The sequence below is a fragment of the Mesorhizobium sp. LNHC232B00 genome (assembly GCF_000502435.1).
In the GTDB taxonomy this organism is placed as follows: domain Bacteria; phylum Pseudomonadota; class Alphaproteobacteria; order Rhizobiales; family Rhizobiaceae; genus Mesorhizobium; species Mesorhizobium opportunistum.
In genome coordinates, this window is record NZ_AYWP01000012.1 from 116,331 (window position 1) to 135,351 (window position 19,021).

Annotated in this window: 15 protein-coding genes, 1 tRNA gene and 1 pseudogene; 7 read left to right on the plus strand and 10 right to left on the minus strand. The window is 64.6% G+C overall.

Features of this window, described 5'->3' with window-relative positions; translation table 11 throughout:
• Positions 1-40: 40 nt before the first annotated feature.
• Both X743_RS152175 and X743_RS152170 read right to left on the minus strand, forming a co-directional pair.
• On the minus strand, positions 41-1,567 hold the full coding sequence (locus X743_RS152175) for an ABC transporter substrate-binding protein (RefSeq protein WP_023766393.1): 1,527 nt from the start codon (positions 1,565-1,567) through the stop codon (positions 41-43).
• Between the two features lie 110 nt (positions 1,568-1,677).
• Complete coding sequence (locus tag X743_RS152170) at positions 1,678-3,252, minus strand: NAD(P)/FAD-dependent oxidoreductase (protein ID WP_023766394.1); 1,575 nt, start codon at positions 3,250-3,252, stop codon at positions 1,678-1,680.
• Positions 3,253-3,370: 118 nt separating this feature from the next.
• On the opposite strand from X743_RS152170, the gene X743_RS152165 reads away from it, so the two are divergent.
• The 6 genes from X743_RS152165 (at position 3,371) to X743_RS152140 (ending at position 14,002) form a co-directional block, all read left to right on the plus strand.
• Positions 3,371-4,162 (plus strand): cyclase family protein, encoded by a 792-nt coding sequence (locus X743_RS152165; RefSeq protein WP_023766395.1) that lies wholly within the window; start codon positions 3,371-3,373, stop codon positions 4,160-4,162.
• Between the two features lie 302 nt (positions 4,163-4,464).
• The gene (locus X743_RS152160) at positions 4,465-6,036 is read left to right on the plus strand and encodes an NAD(P)/FAD-dependent oxidoreductase (RefSeq protein ID WP_023766396.1); all 1,572 of its coding nucleotides are present in this window, start codon (positions 4,465-4,467) and stop codon (positions 6,034-6,036) included.
• Positions 6,036-6,518, plus strand: coding sequence for a MarR family transcriptional regulator (locus tag X743_RS152155; RefSeq protein WP_023766397.1), 483 nt, complete (start codon positions 6,036-6,038; stop codon positions 6,516-6,518). Before X743_RS152160 ends, X743_RS152155 begins: the two co-directional genes overlap by 1 nt.
• 102 nt (positions 6,519-6,620) lie before the next feature.
• Positions 6,621-8,774, plus strand: a complete 2,154-nt coding sequence (locus tag X743_RS152150; protein ID WP_023766398.1) for an indolepyruvate ferredoxin oxidoreductase subunit alpha — start codon at positions 6,621-6,623, stop codon at positions 8,772-8,774.
• Positions 8,767-10,356 carry an indolepyruvate oxidoreductase subunit beta family protein gene (locus tag X743_RS152145; RefSeq protein ID WP_023766399.1) on the plus strand — a complete coding sequence of 530 codons (1,590 nt, stop codon included), beginning with the start codon at positions 8,767-8,769 and terminating at the stop codon, positions 10,354-10,356. The genes X743_RS152150 and X743_RS152145 overlap by 8 nt, the downstream gene beginning before the upstream one ends.
• 244 nt (positions 10,357-10,600) lie before the next feature.
• The gene (locus X743_RS152140) at positions 10,601-14,002 is read left to right on the plus strand and encodes an acyl-[ACP]--phospholipid O-acyltransferase (protein ID WP_023766400.1); all 3,402 of its coding nucleotides are present in this window, start codon (positions 10,601-10,603) and stop codon (positions 14,000-14,002) included.
• Positions 14,003-14,495: 493 nt separating this feature from the next.
• Here X743_RS152140 and X743_RS152135 read toward each other — a convergent pair whose 3' ends face one another.
• The 8 genes from X743_RS152135 to X743_RS152105 form a co-directional block, all read right to left on the minus strand.
• Positions 14,496-14,957 carry a periplasmic heavy metal sensor gene (locus X743_RS152135; protein ID WP_023766401.1) on the minus strand — a complete coding sequence of 154 codons (462 nt, stop codon included), beginning with the start codon at positions 14,955-14,957 and terminating at the stop codon, positions 14,496-14,498.
• Entirely contained in the window at positions 14,954-15,400 is a 447-nt protein-coding gene (locus X743_RS152130) for a hypothetical protein (protein WP_023766402.1), read from the minus strand. The genes X743_RS152135 and X743_RS152130 overlap by 4 nt, the downstream gene beginning before the upstream one ends.
• On the minus strand, positions 15,397-15,552 hold the full coding sequence (locus tag X743_RS1000000172090) for a hypothetical protein (RefSeq protein ID WP_156934438.1): 156 nt from the start codon (positions 15,550-15,552) through the stop codon (positions 15,397-15,399). The genes X743_RS152130 and X743_RS1000000172090 overlap by 4 nt, the downstream gene beginning before the upstream one ends.
• A complete protein-coding gene (locus X743_RS152125) occupies positions 15,545-16,087 on the minus strand; it encodes an RNA polymerase sigma factor (RefSeq protein WP_023766403.1) in 543 nt (180 codons plus the stop codon). Before X743_RS152125 ends, X743_RS1000000172090 begins: the two co-directional genes overlap by 8 nt.
• A gap of 45 nt (positions 16,088-16,132) precedes the next feature.
• Positions 16,133-16,597 carry an acid-shock protein gene (locus tag X743_RS152120; protein ID WP_023766404.1) on the minus strand — a complete coding sequence of 155 codons (465 nt, stop codon included), beginning with the start codon at positions 16,595-16,597 and terminating at the stop codon, positions 16,133-16,135.
• 190 nt (positions 16,598-16,787) lie between these two features.
• Entirely contained in the window at positions 16,788-16,976 is a 189-nt protein-coding gene (locus X743_RS152115; protein WP_023766405.1) for a DUF2158 domain-containing protein, read from the minus strand.
• A gap of 150 nt (positions 16,977-17,126) precedes the next feature.
• Positions 17,127-18,143: a YihY/virulence factor BrkB family protein gene (locus X743_RS152110; RefSeq protein ID WP_051508550.1), complete on the minus strand. Its 1,017-nt coding sequence runs from the start codon at positions 18,141-18,143 to the stop codon at positions 17,127-17,129.
• 174 nt (positions 18,144-18,317) lie between these two features.
• Positions 18,318-18,393: transfer RNA gene (locus X743_RS152105), tRNA-Thr, on the minus strand.
• A 288-nt stretch (positions 18,394-18,681) separates the two neighbouring features.
• On the opposite strand from X743_RS152105, the pseudogene X743_RS0136145 reads away from it, so the two are divergent.
• Positions 18,682-19,021: pseudogene (locus X743_RS0136145) on the plus strand (hypothetical protein); the annotation flags it as partial.

Sequence of the window (19,021 nt, forward strand, 5' to 3'; positions counted from 1 at the left end):
AGGCACGCCGTCTTTGCGACGGCATGCCTCCTAGCTTGCCTCAGGCCGGGGTCATCAAGGCCGGCAGAAGGGCGCCGGACACATGCTGGACCACGTTGACGCCCTTGGCATGCACGATCGGCTGCGCGTACTGCATCAGCGGCAGCACATAGGCCTGCTCGGCGATGTATTTGTCGACCGCCTTCCAGCCGGCGATGCGCTTGGCCTCGTCCTTCTCGCCCCATAGCGGGTTGATCATGTCGATCAGGTCCTGGCTGTCCCACACGGAGTGCGGGCTCGGGCCATACATGGCAAAGCCGGTCGAAGTGGTTGGGTCGCCGATGGCGTTGCCCCAATTGTAGAAGGCGGCCGGCGCCAGCTTGTCGGCGGCGCGCAACTCGTAGTGCTTGGCGATTTCGTAGACCTCGATCGTCGCCTCGATGCCAACCTTGCGCCACATGCCGACGATCGCCTGGATCATCTCATAGTCCTTGGGCTTGAAGCCCTTGGTCGTCTGGATGGTGAACTTGACCGGCTTCTCCGGCGAATAGCCCGAGGCCGCCAGCAATTCCTTGGCCTTTTCCGGATTGTGCTCGACCTTGATCGAGGCGTCGAAGGCCGTGTACTCCGGTGTCTCCAGCGTAGCGATCGGCTGGCCATAGCCTCGCAGTAGCCGCTTGACCAGAAGCTCCTTGTCCACCGCCATGACGGCGGCTTGGCGGACATTCTTGTCCAGCATCGCTTCAATGTCGTTGAAGAAGATCATGCCGATGTCGGAAACCGGCTTGCACGAGCCGGCAAGTCCGTCCTTGGCGATCAGCCGGTCATACTCCTCATAGGGGATTTCGAGCGTCACCTGCGAGGAGCCGGACTCGATCTCGGCGACGCGGCTCGCCGCATCGGCGACGAACTTGATCGTCACATTCTCGAAGGCCGGCTTGCCGCCCCAGTAGGTCGGATTAGCCTTCAGCCGCAGGAAGGCATTGCGCTCGAACTTCTCGACCATGTAGGGGCCGGTGCCGATCGGCGCTTTCTCGAAGCCTTCGGCGCCGACCTTCTCGTAATAGGCCTTGGGCAGGATGTAGCCGGTCAGGAACGACATCCATTTGAAATAGACCGGGTCGAACTGCACGACATCGCCGGTGATCTTGTTGCCGTCGATCTTGAAGTTGTTGACGTTCTTCCAGACGAACTGGATCGGGTTGCCGGTCTTTTCGTCGCCCGCCCGCTGCAGCGACCACACCACGTCCTCGGGCGTGAAAGGCGAGCCGTCATGCCATTTGACGCCTTCGCGCACCGTCATCATCACCTTGGTGCGGTCGTCGTTCCAGCCCCATTCGGTAAGCAGGCCCGGCGCGAAGGACAGGTCCGGCTTCTGCGGGATGAACTGGTCGAACACCGACTGGTAGAGGCCCTGGATCGTCGGGTTGACCGCCGAAGGGCCGGTCGTCGGATCCCAGGACGGCAGGTTGACGTTATAGGCGATGGTCAGTTCGCCGGCAGCCTTGGCGATCTGTGGCAGGCCAATTGCGGCCACGCCGAGTGCCGCGGCACTGTATCCGAGCAATTCGCGTCTGTTGATTGTCATGGTCGTTCCCCTTGTTGGTTATTGTCGTTGCGCGGCGGTGTCGGTTCATTGTCTCAGGCTTCGTGGGCAGCAGCGCCTTGCCTCCCGTCGCCTCCATAAAATCTTCGGGCCTACCTCCCGCCAAGCTGTTGCGCCAGCATGAAGCCCGAGGCCGCACCGGTGCCCGCACCGGGCCATGTCGCGGCCCCGGTGAGATGCAAATTGGCGACCGGCGTGTTCCAGCCGGCATAGCCGCGCGCCGGGCGGAACAGGAAATTCTGCGCCAGATGATGGCTGCCGCAGACCTGGTCGCCGCCGACGAGGTTCGGGTTCTCGCGTTCGAGGTCGATGGGCGAAAACACCGCCCGGCCGAGGATTTTGCTCCGCAGGCCGGGCGCATAGGTCTCGATGATGTCGAGCACGCGGTCGGCGTAGACATCCTTGATCTGGTCCCAATGCGCGGGCGCGATCTTGCCGGCGGCATCGCCGAGGATTTCGGCCGGCAGCATGCGCACCTGCACCCACAGCACATGTTTGCCCTGGGGCGCGCGCGACGAATCGATCGCTGTAGGCTGGCCGACGACCAGCACTGGTTCCTCCGGCAGCATGCCTGCCATCGCCTGCTGGTAGGTGCGCGACATGGCGTCGAGCGACGGCGACAGATGCACATAGGCGAACTGCCGAAGTTCTGATCCCGCGCGCCAGTCCGGCAAGCCGTCGAGCGCCAGGTGGATCATCATCGTGCCCGGCGCATGGCGGAATTTCTGCATCGCCGTGTCGAAGCCGGCATCGCCCGAACCGTTCGGCAGCAGCTTGCCGGTCAGCGCCTTGGGCGCGACGCCGGCGATGACCGCCTTGGTGGCTGCATGCGTTTCACCCGAAGCGAGCCGCACACCGGTCGCCTTGCCGGCTGAAACCGTGATTTCCGTCACCTCGGCGCCGGTGACGATCCTGCCGCCGGCGGAGGTCACCATGCCCGAGAGCGCCCGGATGATGGTGTCGGCGCCGCCCTTGCCGAGCACCATGCCGAAGCTCTGGTTGGCCATCGATTCCAGATAGGGGAAGACCGCGCCGCCGGCGATGTCCGGCGCGAAGTCGAGATGCATGCCCCAGGTGGCGAGCGTCGCCCGCACATGCGGCGACTCGAAGTTTTCCTCAAGCCAGGCGCGGGGTGAGGACAACAGCAGCCGGCCAGTGTCGAGCGCGCCGGCAATGCCCTTCTTGCGCCACAGGTTCCACGCCGTGCCGGCCAGTGCGCGGGCGCTCATCGGCGAGCCCAGCAGCCGGAACAGATGCTCGGCCTCGGCCGGGAAGGCGGCAACCAGTCGGCGCCATGTCGCGGCATCGGCGGCCGAGAAGGCGGCCATGCGGCTCGCGGTCTTCTCCAGGTCGTTGCTGACGCCGAACCAGCGTCCGTCCGGAAAGGCGCTGGCGAAACAGTCGGCGACCGGCGCGAACTCCAGCCTTTGGGCTTTCAATTCATTTGCATATTTTCGGTGGAAGGCGGAGCCGGCGAACAGGCTGAGATTCATCGCGCCGAAATCGTGGCGAAAGCCGGGAAGCGTATATTCGCGCGTCTGGACGGCGCCGCCGATTGCTGCGCTGCACTCGAAAATCCCGGTTTTCCAACCTTTGAGCGCCAAATGCGCGGCGCATGCCAGACTGTTGTGGCCCGCCCCGACAAAGATGGCGTCGAACTCGCTCACGCCCCGTTCCCATTTCCTTTATGCTTAAAGATAATTGCAGATGCATATGTTTTCGTCTAGTAGGATATTAAGGGCCGAGACGAGCCTTGATCATCACCGAAAAGAGGGAACAGAGACCATGGACACCCAAAAACTCCTCGGCGAGGTCGCCGGCCAGTTGCTTTCAGGCGCCATCAGGGTGGTCGACCTGTCGGCGCCGCTCGGGCCGGATACGCCCTTGATCAAGCTGCCGCCGGAGCTTGCCGTCGACACGCCGAAGGTCGAGATCCACAACATCTCCCGCTATGACAAGAACGGCCCATGGTGGGCCTGGAACTGGCTGAAGCTCGGCGAGCATTCGGGCACCCATTTCGATGCGCCGCAGCATTGGATCAGCGGCAAGGACTATCCGGACGGCGCCACCGACACCATTCCGGCACAGAACTTCGTCGGCCCGGTCAACGTCATCGACTGCTCGAAGGAAGCCGCGGCCGACCATGATTTCCTGCTCACCGTCGACCACATCCAGGCATGGGAAGCCAAGCATGGCGCGATCAATGCCGGCGAATGGGTGGTGATGCGCACCGACTGGTACAAGCGCAACGGCTCGGAAGCCGAGTTCCTCAACGCCAACGAGACCGGACCGCACACGCCCGGCCCGACGGCGGAAGCCATTCAGTTCCTGATCGGCAAGAACATCAAGGGCTGGGGCTCGGAGACGATCGGCACCGATGCCGGCAAGGCCGGCGGCATGGAGCCGCCGTTCCCGGCGCATACGCTGATGCACAAGGCCAACCGCTACGGGCTGGCCAGCCTCTGCAACCTCGACCAGCTGCCGCCGAAAGGCGCCATCCTGATCGCCGCGCCGCTGAAGATCGAGCACGGCACCGGCAGCCCGATCCGCGCCCTGGCGCTGGTGTCGGGAAAATAGAGCGAGATGGGTCTTCGGGAGAAGATCATGGGTGAAGGCGATGCGTTGGTGACAGGTGAGGGGTGGCAGGCTTGCAACGCCGCCACTCTACGGCGCCCCCCTCTGTCCTGCCGGACATCTCCCCCTCAAGGGGGGAGATTGGCCTTCACGATTGTTTTCGCCAATCCACGATGTTGCAAGAATGACCAGAGCGCCGAAGCTGCCAATCTCCCCCCAAGAGGGGGAGATGTCCGGCAGGACAGAGGGGGGCGCCGTAGAGCGCTGACCTCGCAAGCCTACCTGCTGCCCACTGGAAACCCCCGATGAAAGCCCCCGATCACATCATCGTCGGCAGCGGCATCAACGCGCTGGTCTGCGCGGCCATGCTGGGCGGCAAGGGCGCGAAGGTGCTGGTGCTCGAGCGCAACGACCGCATTGGTGGCTGCATGCGCACCGAGGAGATCACCGCGCCCGGCTTCATCCACGACGTAATGGCGACGACATTCGTGCTGTTCATCACCTCGCCGGCCTTTGCGGCACTGGGCGCCGATCTCGCCCGGCACGGACTGGAATTCTGCCACACCGGCACGCCGACCGGCGTGCTGCGGCCGGACGGCAGCCATGCCGTGCTCGGCACCGACCGCGCCGCCAATGTCGCCGCGCTCAACGCGATCGCGGCTGGTGACGGCGACCGCCACGCCGACGACGTCGTCGGCATCGAGCGCAATGCCGGCCTTTTGTTCGGCCTGCTCGGCGGCAGCCTGTGGTCCTATCCGACGGCGAAGCTGCTGGCCGGCGATGCCTGGCGGCGTGGTCCGCGTGGCCTTGGCGCCTTTCTCGGCGAAGCTTTGGTGCCGGCGCGCGGCTGGCTGGAAAGCACTTACCAGTCCGAGACCATCCGCGCGCTGTGGGCGCCCTGGGTGCTGCATGCCGGGCTCGGGCCTGAAGATGCGTTCTCCGGCCAGATCGCCAAGGTGATCGCCTTCGCGCTGGAAGCCGCCGGCGCGCCCATCGTCAAGGGCGGGGCGAAGAACCTGCTGTCAGCCTTCGAGGCGCTGATCACCGAGCGCGGCGGCGTCATCTCCACCGAAGCCGACGTTGCCTCGATCATCCTGGCTGGCGGCCGCGCCACCGGCGTGCGGCTGGCCTCGGGCGAAACGGTCCATGCCAGCAAGAGCGTCATCTGCTCGGTGACGCCAACGCAGCTCTATGGCCGGCTGCTCGGCGCCGAGGCGCCCAAGGCCGATGTCGAGGCGACGCAAAAGTATCGCTACGGCAAGGGCAATTTCCAGATCCACTATGCCCTCGACAAGCCGCCTGCATGGCGCGGCGAAGGGCTCGACAAGGTGGCGCTGCTGCATCTGACGCCTGGACTGGACGGCGTCTCGAAGGCCTGCAACGAGGCAGCGCGCGGCATACTGCCGGACGTGCCGACCATCTGCGTTGGCCAGCCGCACGCGCTCGACCCGTCGCGCTGCCCGGAGGGCAAGGCGATCCTGTGGCTGCAGCTGCCCGAGGCGCCCCGACACATCAAGGGCGACGCGGCGGGCAAACTGCAGGCCCCGGCCGACGGGCAATGGACCGACGCGTTGCGCGAGGCCTATGCCGATCGCGCCGAAGCGATCCTCGCCAGCCACATCGACGGCTTCAAGGACAGCATCATCGCGCGCCGCGCCTATTCGCCGGCCGATCTTGAAGCGATGAACATCAATCTGGTCGGCGGCGATCCCTATGGCGGTTCGTCGGCCCTCGACCAGTCCTTCCTGTGGCGGCCGTTCAAGACCAGCCGCAACCATCAGACCGGCATCAAGAACCTCTACCATATCGGGGCCTCGACCCATCCTGGTGCCGGCCTTGGCGGCGGTTCCGGCTTCCTGTTGGCGGGGAGGCTGTGATGGACGAGAAGGTCGCCGAAAAGCGCCAGCGCATCTCGACGCTCGGGCAGATCGGCCTGCAGCAATTCGCGCCCTACCTGATGAACCGCATCATGGGTCGCTACAACGCCACCTTGCGCGACGATTTCCGCAAGCAGGGCCTGACCATTCCGCAGGTCCGCACGCTTGCCGTGCTGTCGGTCACCGACGGCATCACCGTCAACGACCTTTCGGTCTATACGGTGATCGAGCAATCGACCTTGAGCCGCACGCTCGACACGCTGGAAGGCCAGGGCCTCGTGCGGCGTGAGCAAGGCGTCACCGACAGCCGCATCCGCCATGTGTTCCTGACCGACGATGGCCGCGCCGAGTTCGCCCGCGCCTGGCCGGCCATGCATGACGCATTCGAGGCGATGTTCGACGATGTCGACGATGCCGAATATGCGGCCCTCATCGCCACGCTGCAGAAGATGCTGAAGAACATTCGCAAGCACGACATCTGATGCATGTCGCCCAAAACTGGATCGGGTTTGGGGAAACGACATGCATAAACAAGGACTTTAGATGGACGCCGCCAATTTCGGCGGCAACGGAAGGAGGCAGAGATGGCCGAACGGTCTTTTGCCAAGGAAGTTGAAAAGCTCAGGCTCGGCGCCGGCGAGGAATTCGCGGGCGAGGGCATTCTCGCCATCACCAAGGCGCTGCTGCAATGCGGCGTCGGCTATGTCGGCGGCTATCAGGGAGCGCCGATCAGCCACCTGATGGACGTGCTGGCCGACGCGCAGGACATTCTGGGCGAGCTCGGCGTCCATTTCGAGGCCAGCGCCTCGGAGGCCACCGCCACCGCCATGCTCGCCGCCTCGGTGCATTATCCGATCCGTGGCGCCGCCACCTTCAAGTCGACCGTCGGCACCAATGTCGCCTCCGATGCGTTGGCCAATCTGGCGTCCGGCGGCGTCACCGGCGGCGCGCTGATCATCGTCGGCGAGGATTATGGCGAGGGCTCCTCGATCATGCAGGAGCGCAGCCATGCCTTCGCCATGAAGAGCCAGGTCTGGCTGCTCGACCCGCGTCCGAACCTGCCGTCGATCGTCAAGGCGGTTGAGGACGGTTTTGAGCTGTCCGAAATCTCCAACACGCCGGTCATGCTGCAGGTCCGCATCCGCTGCTGCCACGTCCACGGCCATTTCATCGCCAAGGACAACAAGCGGCCGCCGATGACGGTGGCCGACGCGCTGGAAGCGCCGCGCCGCGACACCGGCCGTATCGTGCTGCCGCCCGCCTCCTTCCTGCACGAGAAGGAGAAGGTGCAAAAACGCTGGCCGGCGGCGGTGGATTTCATCACCAGGAACAAGATCAACGAATTCTTCGGCTCGGACCACGGCTCGGTCGGCATCGTCATGCAGGGCGGCATGTACAATTCGGTCATCCGCGCGCTGCAGCGGCTCGGCCTTGCCGACACTTACGGCGACACCGACGTGCCGCTCTACGTGCTCAACGCCGTCTATCCGCTGATCGACGGCGAGTTCCTGTCGTTCTGCGAGGGCAAGCAGGCGGTGCTGGTCGTCGAGGAAGGCCAGCCCAATTACATCGAACAGGCCTTTGCGGCCATGCTGCACAAGGCGGGACGTGGCACCAGGCTGGTCGGCAAGGAGCACCTGCCGATGGCCGGCGAATACACCGGCCAGGTCATGCTCGACGGCATCGGCGCCTTCCTGCGCGCCGAGGCGCCGCATCTTTTGCCTGGCGAAGTGCGCGCGCCCAACAAGGTCGGCGACGGCGTCGACACCGCGGACCTGATCAACGTCGTGCCGGGCCGTCCGCCGGGCTTCTGCATCGGTTGCCCGGAGCGGCCGATCTTCGCCGCGACCAAGCTGGTCGAACAGGAGTTGGGCAAGCACCACATCGCTTCCGACATCGGCTGCCATTTGTTCTCGATCATGCCGCCTTTCGAATTGGGCGCCACCACCATGGGCTATGGGCTGGGGCCTGCCTCGGCCTCCGCGTTCAATTCGCCGGACGCCAAGCGCCGTTCGATCTCCTTCGTCGGCGACGGCGGCTTCTGGCACAACGGCTTGACCTCCTCGATCGGCAACGCGGTGTTCAACAAGAATGACGGCGTCATCGTCATCGTCGATAACTTCTATTCGGCCGCCACCGGCGGCCAGGACATCCTCTCGTCGCGCGCTGGCAACAAGACCAAGTCGACGAAACATCCGATCACCGAGGCGGTGAAGGGCATGGGCGTCAAATGGCTGCGCCATGTCGACCGCACCTATGATGTAGGCAAGATGCAGGACACGTTGCGCGAGGCGCTGACGACGGAGGAGAAGGGGCCGAAGGTCATCGTCGCCTCATCCGAATGCATGCTGAACCGGCAGCGCCGTGAAAAGCCGCTGGTCGACAAGGCGATCAAGGGCGGCGAGCGGGTGATCAAACCGAAGTTCGGCGTCGACGAGGACATCTGCACCGGCGATCACGCCTGCATGCGGCTCTCCGGTTGCCCATCGCTGTCGGTGAAGTCGCTCGACGATCCGCTGCGCGACGATCCGGTGGCATCGATCGACCAGAACTGTGTCGGCTGCGGCAACTGCGGCGAGGTCGCCGATGCGGCGGTGCTGTGCCCGTCCTTCTACCGCGCCGATGTCGTGCACAATCCGAGCCGTTGGGATCGCTTCCTCGAAGCCTGCCGCCGCGCCACCATCGGCCTGTTGCAGCGCCGCCGCGAAAGCCGGCGGCTGACCTTCGCCGATGCTTGACGCCGTGCCGCCATTCCGCGCCCGCCCCGGCGCCCAGGATGACGAGCGCGTCATCAAGCTCGCCGTGCTGGCTGTCGGCGGCCAGGGCGGCGGCGTGCTGGCCGACTGGATCACCGACGTTGCCGAGCGCAATGGCTATGTCGCGCAATCGACCTCGGTCGCCGGCGTGGCACAGCGCACCGGCGCCACCATCTACTATGTCGAAATGGCCCGTGACACTGGCCGGCTTCCGGTCTTCGCGCTGTCGCCGTCGCAAGGCGATGTCGATGTCCTGATCGCCGCCGAATTGATGGAGGCCGGCCGCGCCATCATCCGTGGCTTCGTCACGCCAGAGCGCACCACGCTGATCGCCTCCTCGCACCGCATCGCCGCCGTGTCGGAAAAGATCGAGCCGGGCGACGGCCGGGCCTCGTCGTTCAAGGTGCACGCCACGGCGGAGGCGGCATCGAAGCGCTTCATCGCCTTCGATATGGAGAAGATCGCCGCCGACAACGGCTCGATGATCTCAGCCAGCCTGCTCGGTGCTCTGGCGGGGTCCGATGCTCTTCCGTTCACGAAGGAAAGTTACGAGCAGGCGATCGGAGCTGGCGGCCGGGGCGTGAAAGCCAGCCTTGCCGCTTTTGGCGCCGCGTTTGACCGCGCGCGTGGCGCGGCGGCGCCTGCGCCAAAGCCGTCGGAGCCGGCGATTGTCGAATCCGCCCTGGGTGCAGGGCGCGTCAGTGGTCCGCAAAGCCTGCTGCAAGGCTGGCAGGCCTTGGCCGCCCGCATCGACCTGATACCAGTCGCCATGCGCGACATGGCGCTCCGGGGCCTGAGAAAGGTGGTCGACTACCAGGACATCGCCTACGGGCGCGAGTATCTCGACCGGCTGGACATGGCCATCGCGCTGGACGGCGCCGGACATGGCCACGCTTTGTCGATCGCGGCGGCAAAGCATCTCGCCAACGCAATGTGCTACGACGACATGATCCGCGTCGCCGATCTGAAGACGCGCTCGACGCGCGACAAACGTGTGCGCCGCGAGGTTGGCGTCAAGGACGGCTCGATCCTGCAGGTGACCGAATATTTCCATCCGCGCATCGAGGAGTTCTGCGGCACGCTGCCGGCGGGGCTCGGCAGCTATATCGAGAACCGGCCGAAGCTTGCCGCCTTTCTCGACCGCCGCATCAACCACGGCCGCCGCATCCGCACCGACAGCTTTGCCGGCTTTGCGGCACTCTGGTTCATCGGCGGCCTGCGCCGCTGGCGCCGGAGCCTGCTGCGCCATCAGGTGGAACTTGCCCATCTGGAAGGCTGGTATGCGCTAGCGCTCAGTCATGTACCGGCCGACTATGCGCTGGCCGTCGAGATCCTCAATTGCCGCCGGCTGATCAAGGGTTACAGCGACACCCACGTCCGCGCCCAGTCGAAATTCGACCGCGTGCTGTCGGCGCTCGACCTGCTCAAGGGCCGGCACGATGCCGCCGACTGGATCCGCCGCCTGCGCGAGATGGCGCTGAAGGACGAGAAGGGCGACATGCTCGACGGCGCGTTGAAGACGGTCGCCACGCTGGGGCCAGATTCGGCACCTGGGACGCCCTAATTCCTGACAGACCTCACCGGCCGCCGCTTCCGTTTTCAACGGCGGTGAACGCTGTTCATTTTCTGCTTGAACAATGTTCAAGACGTGGTAGAGTGCGATTATGAACGATGTTCATTTGATGGGCATCGATCGCAGTAAGGAAGTTTAACCAGCTCACGACTATCACTTAGATCGAAACAGCGCCTGCAACCCGTAGGGCCCACCGACACTCGCTGTCGCAGGGTTCCGCCAAATGGAAATCGCCATGAACACGCATCTGATGTTGTCCCGGCGCTTTGCGCCTCTGTTCTGGACGCAGTTCCTGTCCGCTTTCAACGACAATTTCCTCAAGAACACATTGGTGTTCCTGATCCTTTTCACGCTGGCCGCCGACCAGGCGGCTTCCCTGGTCACGCTCGCCGGGGCAGTCTTCATGGCCCCCTTCCTGTTGTTGTCAGCGCTTGGCGGCGAGATCGCCGACCGCTTCGACAAGGCGCTGATCGCGCGGCGGCTGAAATTCGCCGAGATCGCAGCGGCGGCAGTCTCCGTCGCCGGCATCGCGCTGTCGTCCATCCCGGTGCTGATGACGGCGCTGCTGATGTTCGGCATCATCTCGGCACTGTTCGGGCCGATCAAATACGGCATCCTGCCTGATCATCTCGAGCGCAAGGAACTGCCCAAGGCCAACGCCTGGATCGAGTCGGCCACGTTTGCCGCCATCCTCGGCGGCACCATTGCTGGCGGCGTCGTCTCGGCCGATGGCATCGGCGTCACCGTGTTCGGGCCGATCATGATGGCCCTGGCCGTCGGTTGCTGGTTCGTCAGCCGCTACATTCCGGCAACGGGTTCGGCGGCGCCCGACCTCGTCATCGACAAGAACATCTTCCGCTCGACCTGGCGTCAGGTCTCGGAACTGCGCACCGACAAGCGGATCTGGCGCGCCGGACTGATGACGTCGTGGTTCTGGCTGATCGGCGCCATCGTGCTTTCGATCCTGCCGACCTTGATCAAGGATTCGCTCGGCGGCAACGAGATCGCGGTCACCGCCTATCTCGCTGTCTTCGCCGTCTCGATCGCCATTGGCTCGGCCATTGCCGCATGGATGTCGCAGGGGCGCATCGTGCTCTTGCCCGCTCCCGTCGGCACGGCGCTGCTGGCGTTGTTCGGCCTGCATTTGGCCTGGACCATCTGGAGCATGCAGCCTTCGCCCAAGGCGGAAACCCTTAGCGCATTCTTCGCCGGTCCGAACACGATCCGCGTCGCGATCGACCTTGCCGGCATGGCCATCGCCAGCGCCTTCCTGGTGGTGCCGACCTTCGCCGCCGTGCAGGCCTGGTCGCCCGAAGCGCGCCGCGCCCGCGTCGTCGCAGCCGTGAGCATCGTCAATGCCGGCTTCATGACGGTGGGCGGTATCGTTGTCGCCTTGATCCAGACGAAAGTCTCCACCGGCGGCATCCTCTTCGGCCTCGCCGCGGCTAACGCAGTCGCCGCCTGGCTGATGCTGAAATATCTGCCGACCAACGCCTTCCGCGACTTCGTCTCCATCCTGTTCCGCGCCTTCCTGCGCCTGGAGATAGAGGGCATGGAAAACCTCAAGGCGGCCGGCAAGGCACCGATCCTGGCACTCAACCATGTCAGCTTCCTCGACGGTCCGCTGGCGCTGACGCTGACCGACGAGGAGCCGGTCTTCGCCATCGACTACACCATTGCCCAGGCCTGGTGGATGAAGCCGTTCATGAAGCTCGCCCGCGCCTTGCCGCTCAACCCGGCCAAGCCGATGTCGACCCGCACGCTGATCAAGATCGTCCAGGGCGGCGATCCGCTGGTCATCTTCCCCGAAGGCCGCATCACCGTCACCGGCGGGCTGATGAAGGTCTATGACGGCGCTGCCATGGTGGCGGACAAGACCGGCTCGATGGTCGTGCCGATCCGCATCGATGGGCTGGAGAAAAGCCCATTCTCCCGGCTGACGTCGCAGCATGTGCGCCGCCGCCTGTTCCCGAAGGTCAAGGTGACCATACTGGAACCGGTCAAGCTGGAAGTGGCGCCGGAGCTGAGGGGCCGCCAGCGGCGCGCCGCGGCGGGCGCTGCCCTCTATCAGGTCATGTCGGATCTCGTCTTCCGCACCCAGGACATCGACAAGACGGTGCTGGAAAAGGTCATCCTGACCGCGAATGAGCGCGGCATGAAACGGCTCGCCGTGCAGGACCCGGTCACCGGCTCGTTGAGCTATGGCAAGCTGCTGACGGCGGCCGCCGTGCTTGGCGAGAAATTCGAGATCCTTTATGCCGGCCAGCAGACGCTCGGCATCATGCTGCCCAACGCCAACGGCTCGTGCGCCACGCTGCTTGGCGTCATGTCGGCCGGCAAGGTGCCGGCGATGATCAACTTCACCGCCGGTGCCGCCAACATCCTCTCCGCCTGCAAAGCGGCCGGTGCGCGCACCGTGCTGACCTCGCGAGCCTTTGTCGAACAGGCCAAGCTCGGCGCCGTGATCGAGGAGATGGGCCGGTCGGTCGACATCGTCTGGCTCGACGACCTGCGCGCAACCATCGGCCTCAAGGACAAGCTGCTTGGCCTGTTGCGCAAGAGCACGCCACGGGTCGCCCGCAAGGCCACCGACCCGGCGGTGATCCTGTTCACCTCGGGTTCCGAAGGCACGCCGAAGGGCGTCGTGCTCACCCACCGCAACATCCTGGCCAACGCCGCGCAGGCGGCCTCGCGGATCGACTTCCACTCGGGCGACAAGGTGTTCAACGTCCTGCCGATCTTCCATTCCTTCGGCTTGACGGCAGGCACCGTGCTGCCGCTGATTTCCGGTGTACCGGTCTTCTTCTACCCATCGCCGCTGCACTACCGCATCGTGCCGGAACTGATTTATGCATCCAATGCGACGATCATCTTCGGCACCGATACGTTCCTCGGCGGCTATGCGCGCTCGGCGCACCCATACGACTTCCGCTCGATACGCTATTGCTTTGCCGGCGCCGAACCGGTCAAGCCGTCGACCCGCATGACCTATATGGAAAAGTTCGGCGTGCGTATCCTGGAAGGTTATGGCGTCACCGAGACCGCGCCGGTGATCTCCATCAACACGCCAATGTACAACCGGTCCGGCAGCGTCGGCAAAATCATGCCCGGCATGGAGTATCGTCTCGATCCGGTGCCAGGTGTCGACGATGGCGGACGGCTGCATGTGCGCGGGCCCAACGTGATGGCGGGCTATCTTCGCGCCGAGAAGCCGGGCGTGCTCGAACCGCTGCCGGATGGCTGGCATGATACTGGCGACGTCGTCTCGGTGGACGAGGGCGGATTCATCACCATTCGCGGCCGCGCCAAGCGCTTCGCCAAGATCGGCGGCGAGATGATCTCGCTGGCCGCCGTCGAGGCGCTGGCGGGTGAATTGTGGAAAGGTTCGTTATCGGCAGTCGCGGCGGTTGCGGATGCGCGCAAGGGCGAAAAGCTGATCCTGATCACCGAGGCTCCGGGCGCCACACGCTCGGATTTCCTGGCCTTCGCCAAGGCGAATGGCGCCATGGATCTGATGGTGCCGACCGAAGTGCGCGTCGTCCCGAAAGTGCCGGTGCTTGGTTCCGGCAAGCTCGACTTCGCCGGCGTCACCAGGCTTGTGCGGGGAGAGCCGGTCGCCGAGGTCGAGGTCGCCTGATCAGGGCAGCGCTGCAGCACTCGCGCAGCGCGTGGCTCCACAAAGATATCCAGTTTCTTCGGCTGGAGGGGCCAGGCAGCGAAGCCGCCTGGCCCACACATTTCTACCAGTGACGGTGCCAGCGGTGCCAATGACGATGCGGATGCCAGACATGGTAGCCCGGGCCGACGATAAAGGGTCGCACGACGACGCGGTTCGGCACGCAGCGACCCCAACGGTTCGGATGCCATCCTATCCCGCAACCCCAGCGGACGTGCTCCACCAGGGCGGGAGCCGCCGGTTTGGTAACCGACACGATCGGCATTGCATTGGACGTCGCGGCTGCGGCGACGGTTCCACTAACGGCCAGGACGGCAGCAGCTGCATACTTTGTCAGACGGTTCATCGTTGAACTCCGAGTGCTCGAGTTGGAAGATTGCCTGCCGCATCATGCGATCGGCCAGGCTTGGCCCTTCCCTCATTAAACGGCGTCAAAACCGTTTCCCGTCGGTCGTCACGGCGATTTTTTTGGTGCGGCGGCGGCGCGGCGTTCGACATGGCGCAGCAGCGCCTGCGCCAGTACGCTCCGGTTTTCGGGCGACGTATTCGCCGCGAAGCCGACAATCGCCTGTTCAAGCCGGGTGCGTACGGTCACATCGGCGTTGCGTGCGCGTTCGAGTGCAGCGGACAGGGCCGTGGCGTCCACAACGGGCTGCTGCAACAGCTGCGCTGCCTCTTGCCTTGCCTGCTGGCCATCGAGAATGATCTGACGGGAGTCCATGCGGACCTGACGCAGCGTCCTGCGGAATGCCTTGCGGTCCTGGTCGGGAAGCCGGCCGCTGGCCGATTCCAGCGAGTAACCCGGGCCTGCCCTGGCATTCCTCAGCCAGACGGCGCCGCTGACGAGGGCGCTAGCCAGAAAGACGTTCAGTACAATCGAAGCGATGACCAGACCACGGATCCAGCGCGTGCTCATAGGCTTTCCTCGCTGTTTTCGCCGTCGGGCCCGGCATCGCCGAACGCCGTCGCGTTGGCATCGAGTACATAGTGGTCGGGCTGAACCTCCGGCGTGACGACGGTCACCAGGGCCAGCCCCGCGACGGCGCCGGCAAGACCGATGCCCGCAAGTCCCATCCCCAGCCACCAGAACCGCTGGCGCCGACGCCGGGTGAGATGTTGGCCGGCAGTCCGCAGGATGGCGTCGTGCAGCGCCTTGCCGGGGTGCGGGACGCTGTAGCGGTCGAGCAGGGCATCGAGCCTGCCGGCGTGCCCCGAAATGGCCTGGCCCGCCTCGCTTGAAGCGAACGCGGTCGCCGCCTCGCGTTCGGCTTGCGGCCATCGGCGCAGGTCGCTGCCATAGGCCGCGGCCAGTGTCGCGAAGCGCTTGGCGTCCATCGCCTGACTGTTCTCTTCGGTCATCTGTTTTCCCCTTGCCCAAAGGTGCCGCGTGCCCCGCGCGGTGTCGCAACGATGGAAACCGGTGCCCAGCCAGCAAGGCGCGACGGAAGCCGCGCATTCGTGGTCGTGCCTTTCTCGGTCATGCCTTTCTCAGTCATGCCCTTCTCAGTCATGGACACCATCCCTGGCCAGGATCGTCTGCAAGGCCCGCCGGCCGCGCGAAAGCAGGCTTTCCAAGGCATCGACGCTGATCTCCAGGGTCGCGGCCGCCTCTATGTTCGACATCTCCTGATAGTAGACCAGGACGATCGCCTCGCGCTGGCGCGGCGCGATCGCCTGCAGGGCCTGCTCGACGCGAAACGCGTCTTCCCTCGGATGGGCGTCGGGAAGCGGCGCCGGGTCGGCCACGTCCGGCACAGCGTCGGTCACCCATTCGCGGCGCCGACGCAGCCGGTCGTAGCACAGGTTGAGCGTCACCCGATGGATCCAGGTGTCGAAGCGTGCATTGCCGCGCCGCCAGCTCGATGCATGACGCCAGATGCGCACGAAGGTTTCCTGCGCGACATCCTCGGCCTCCGCCGCGTCGCCCAGCATCCGCGCGGCCAGCGACAGGATGCGCGGCAGCTTGCGCGCGACGAGCGTCTGCACCGCCGCGGGATCGCCAGCACCGACCCGACGAACCAACTCCTCGTCCGGATCGGCGCTCATCGGCTGGGGCGCTCCCGATATTCATCACGCTTCATGGCCTCTTGGTCATTGCTCCGGATTGGGAGCGGATTTGTGGCCTGGCCTCTCGTCGGCCGTCAGAACGCCATCGCCATTCTTGTCCAGTTTGGCGAAGCGCTTGGCGAAGAAGGCATCGAGTTCGGCGCGATCGATGAAGCCGTCATGGTTGGAATCGACGCGCGCGAAGGATTTGGCGGGATCGGCCTTGCCGTTGTGCTTGGCCTGAAAGGCCTCCCATTCCGACAGGCTGATCTTGCCGTCGCCGTCCGTGTCGGCAGCCATGATCGCCTTCTCCCGCCGCTTCTGGAACTTGGCCAGGGTGAGGTCGGGCTTAGCCTTCGGCGCGGCAGCGGGCGGTGTGGTGGCTGGGGGCGTGGTGGCTGGGGGAGTGGCGGCAGGGGGCGTGGTAGCTGGGGGCTGCGTCGCAGTCTGGGCGAAAGCGGCCACGGTCAGCAGGCTCAAGGCAGCGGCAAAGATCGAACTGCGTATCATGGTTCGGCGTCTCCGGTTGGCGCGTTGGCCACGGCCTGTGCCGAGGTCACGCTTCAACCGTTAAACGCCGCGACGGCGGAAATCCGTCGGTCGCCCTGTGCCGATCATGCCGAATGTCGGCGACACCGCGACAGCGCTGGTTCCGAGAGCGGTGGGAATACCCCTGATCCGGCCCCTTCTGGGACAGGAATTATGTCGATTGGTCGTCGGGCACCAACTGGTCCGATTTGAAACCCGCATGTTGCGGGGTCCAGACGTCGCCTTCCTTGTTGAACCAATGGCACAGATACACGCCGGAAGCGGCACCGTCGCTGACCGTCATCTTCGGGCCTCCCGACTTCAGCTTGACGACGTCTCCGGTCTTGAAAGTGTTGGGCATTTTCGACCTCCCATGCTGACGTCCAAGTGTCCCACCAAACCTTTGTCTCGACAATGGCGGACATGCTTCGCCCGGCTTGAAAATGCACTGCCAGGCGTAGCCGTCCGCGTTCTCCGGATACTGCACAGCAGACCGTTATGTAACGGCACATCAATCTGCGATCTTGCCCAACGTGTCGGCGACGACCGCACCGCGCTTGCCCATCGGCAGCGGCGGCCCTGTGGTCGAGTCGATGGCCGTCTGGTGCTCCATCTCCGCATTGATCGCGGCGCCGACGATCAGAATGATGACGGAGATCCATGTCCACATCATCAACCCCACGACCGCGCCCAGCGATCCGTAAGTCGCGTTGTAGTTGGCAAAATGTTGCAGGTAAAACGAGAAGAGCCATGATGCGGCGACCCAAATCACGGTGGCTATCACGGCTCCCCAGCTAAGCCATCGCCACTTCGCATGTTCCCGGCTTGGTCCGAAACGGTAGAGCAGGGAAACGCCGGTCAGCATGGTGGCGATCAGGATCGGCCATCGAGAAACCGCGACCAGCGTCTCCGTCCAGGCATCAAGATAGAAGTAGCGCAACAGCGCCGGGACGACGCCCACCGTCAGCAACAGCACGATGCCGATCAGCAGGGCTCCGATCGTGAACAGGATCGACATGAGGTTGAGCGTTATGAAGCTGCGTTTCTCGCGCTCTTCATAGGCGATGTTCATGGCATCGAAGAGTGCCTTCATGCCGCTGTTGGCGCTCCAAAGCGCGATGCCGAGGCCGATGAAGAAACCGGTTCCCAAGGCACTCGGCTTCTCTCTGGCCAAAGCCTGCAGTTGATCGCGAATGAGGTCGAGCCCGCCCGACGGCAGCAAGCCGCCGAGATAGGCGACATGATCGGCCACCGTGACGGGGTCCGCGACAAAGCCGTAAATCGAGATGAATGCCGCCAGCGCCGGGAACAGAGCCAAGAGCAGATAGAAGGTGGCGCCGGCCGCCACCAGCAGAACACGGTCCTTGTTGAATTCGTCCCAGAGCCGCCAGAAAATATCTCTCCAGCCGAGCCGTGGGATCTGCGACGGCCGATCCGCGTCGCGGCCCCGGTCCGTTTGGTGCGATTTCAGGCTCGTTTTGCCGTCTTCGCTCGTCGATGAGGCCCGACCGGCGGCTTCTGCGTCCATCAACGAGGATCGCTCGCCTGTCGTTCTCGGGCTTCTTTTCGCCTTGGAAGCCACTGTGCGCCCCTTGTTCAGCAACTCCATAACGTCGGGGCGGCGCACCTGTTCCGGCGCGTCCCACGTCGATGCGCAGCAGCGTTCCGCGCAATATTTCTGACCGGAGATAAAGGTGAAGCTTGGTGCCGCTTGCGTGACTCGAACACGCGACCCCCGCATTACGAATGCGGTGCTCTACCAACTGAGCTAAAGCGGCCCGGGAGGCCGAAGCCATCCAAGATGGGCTGGGTGATAGACGCAACCGGCCGCGAATTCAAGATGCGACTTGGCAAATCGTTGAGGAGCGTCCATGGCGATGAAAACCGGGTTCACGCATCCCCGAGCGTGAAAATCGCCGCGATATTCCGATTTTGTTTGCCGGAATATCGCGAAGATGGACTTTGGACAGCCCGTCGAGGCAGAATGCGGCTGCCCGCCCGTTGATTGATTGGTCGCCTGCGGCTAACCATCACGCCAGGTTAGGCGATTTGCAGAGGGATTTCGCTTGGACGCGATCGAAAAAGCGATCCGGAACGCCTTGGAAAAGGGCAATGCCGAGGACCGCGCGTTCCGCGAGCGGGTCTACCGGTCGGCCTTTGCCGCGCTCGACCGTGCGCTCCAGGCCAATCCCGGCGTGACCGTGGAAATGGCCATCAAGCGCCGCAAGTCGATCCAGGCGACAATCACCGAAATCGAATCCGAGTTCCTGCCGGCGGTGGCGGATGTTGGCCTGGAGGTCGACGCAGCGACGGCCGAGCCCGCGCCCGGTGCGGCGCCCGCGATCGAGATCGGCGACAAGTCGCCATCGCCCGCTGCCGCCGTCGACAGCCCCGCGCAGCCCGCGT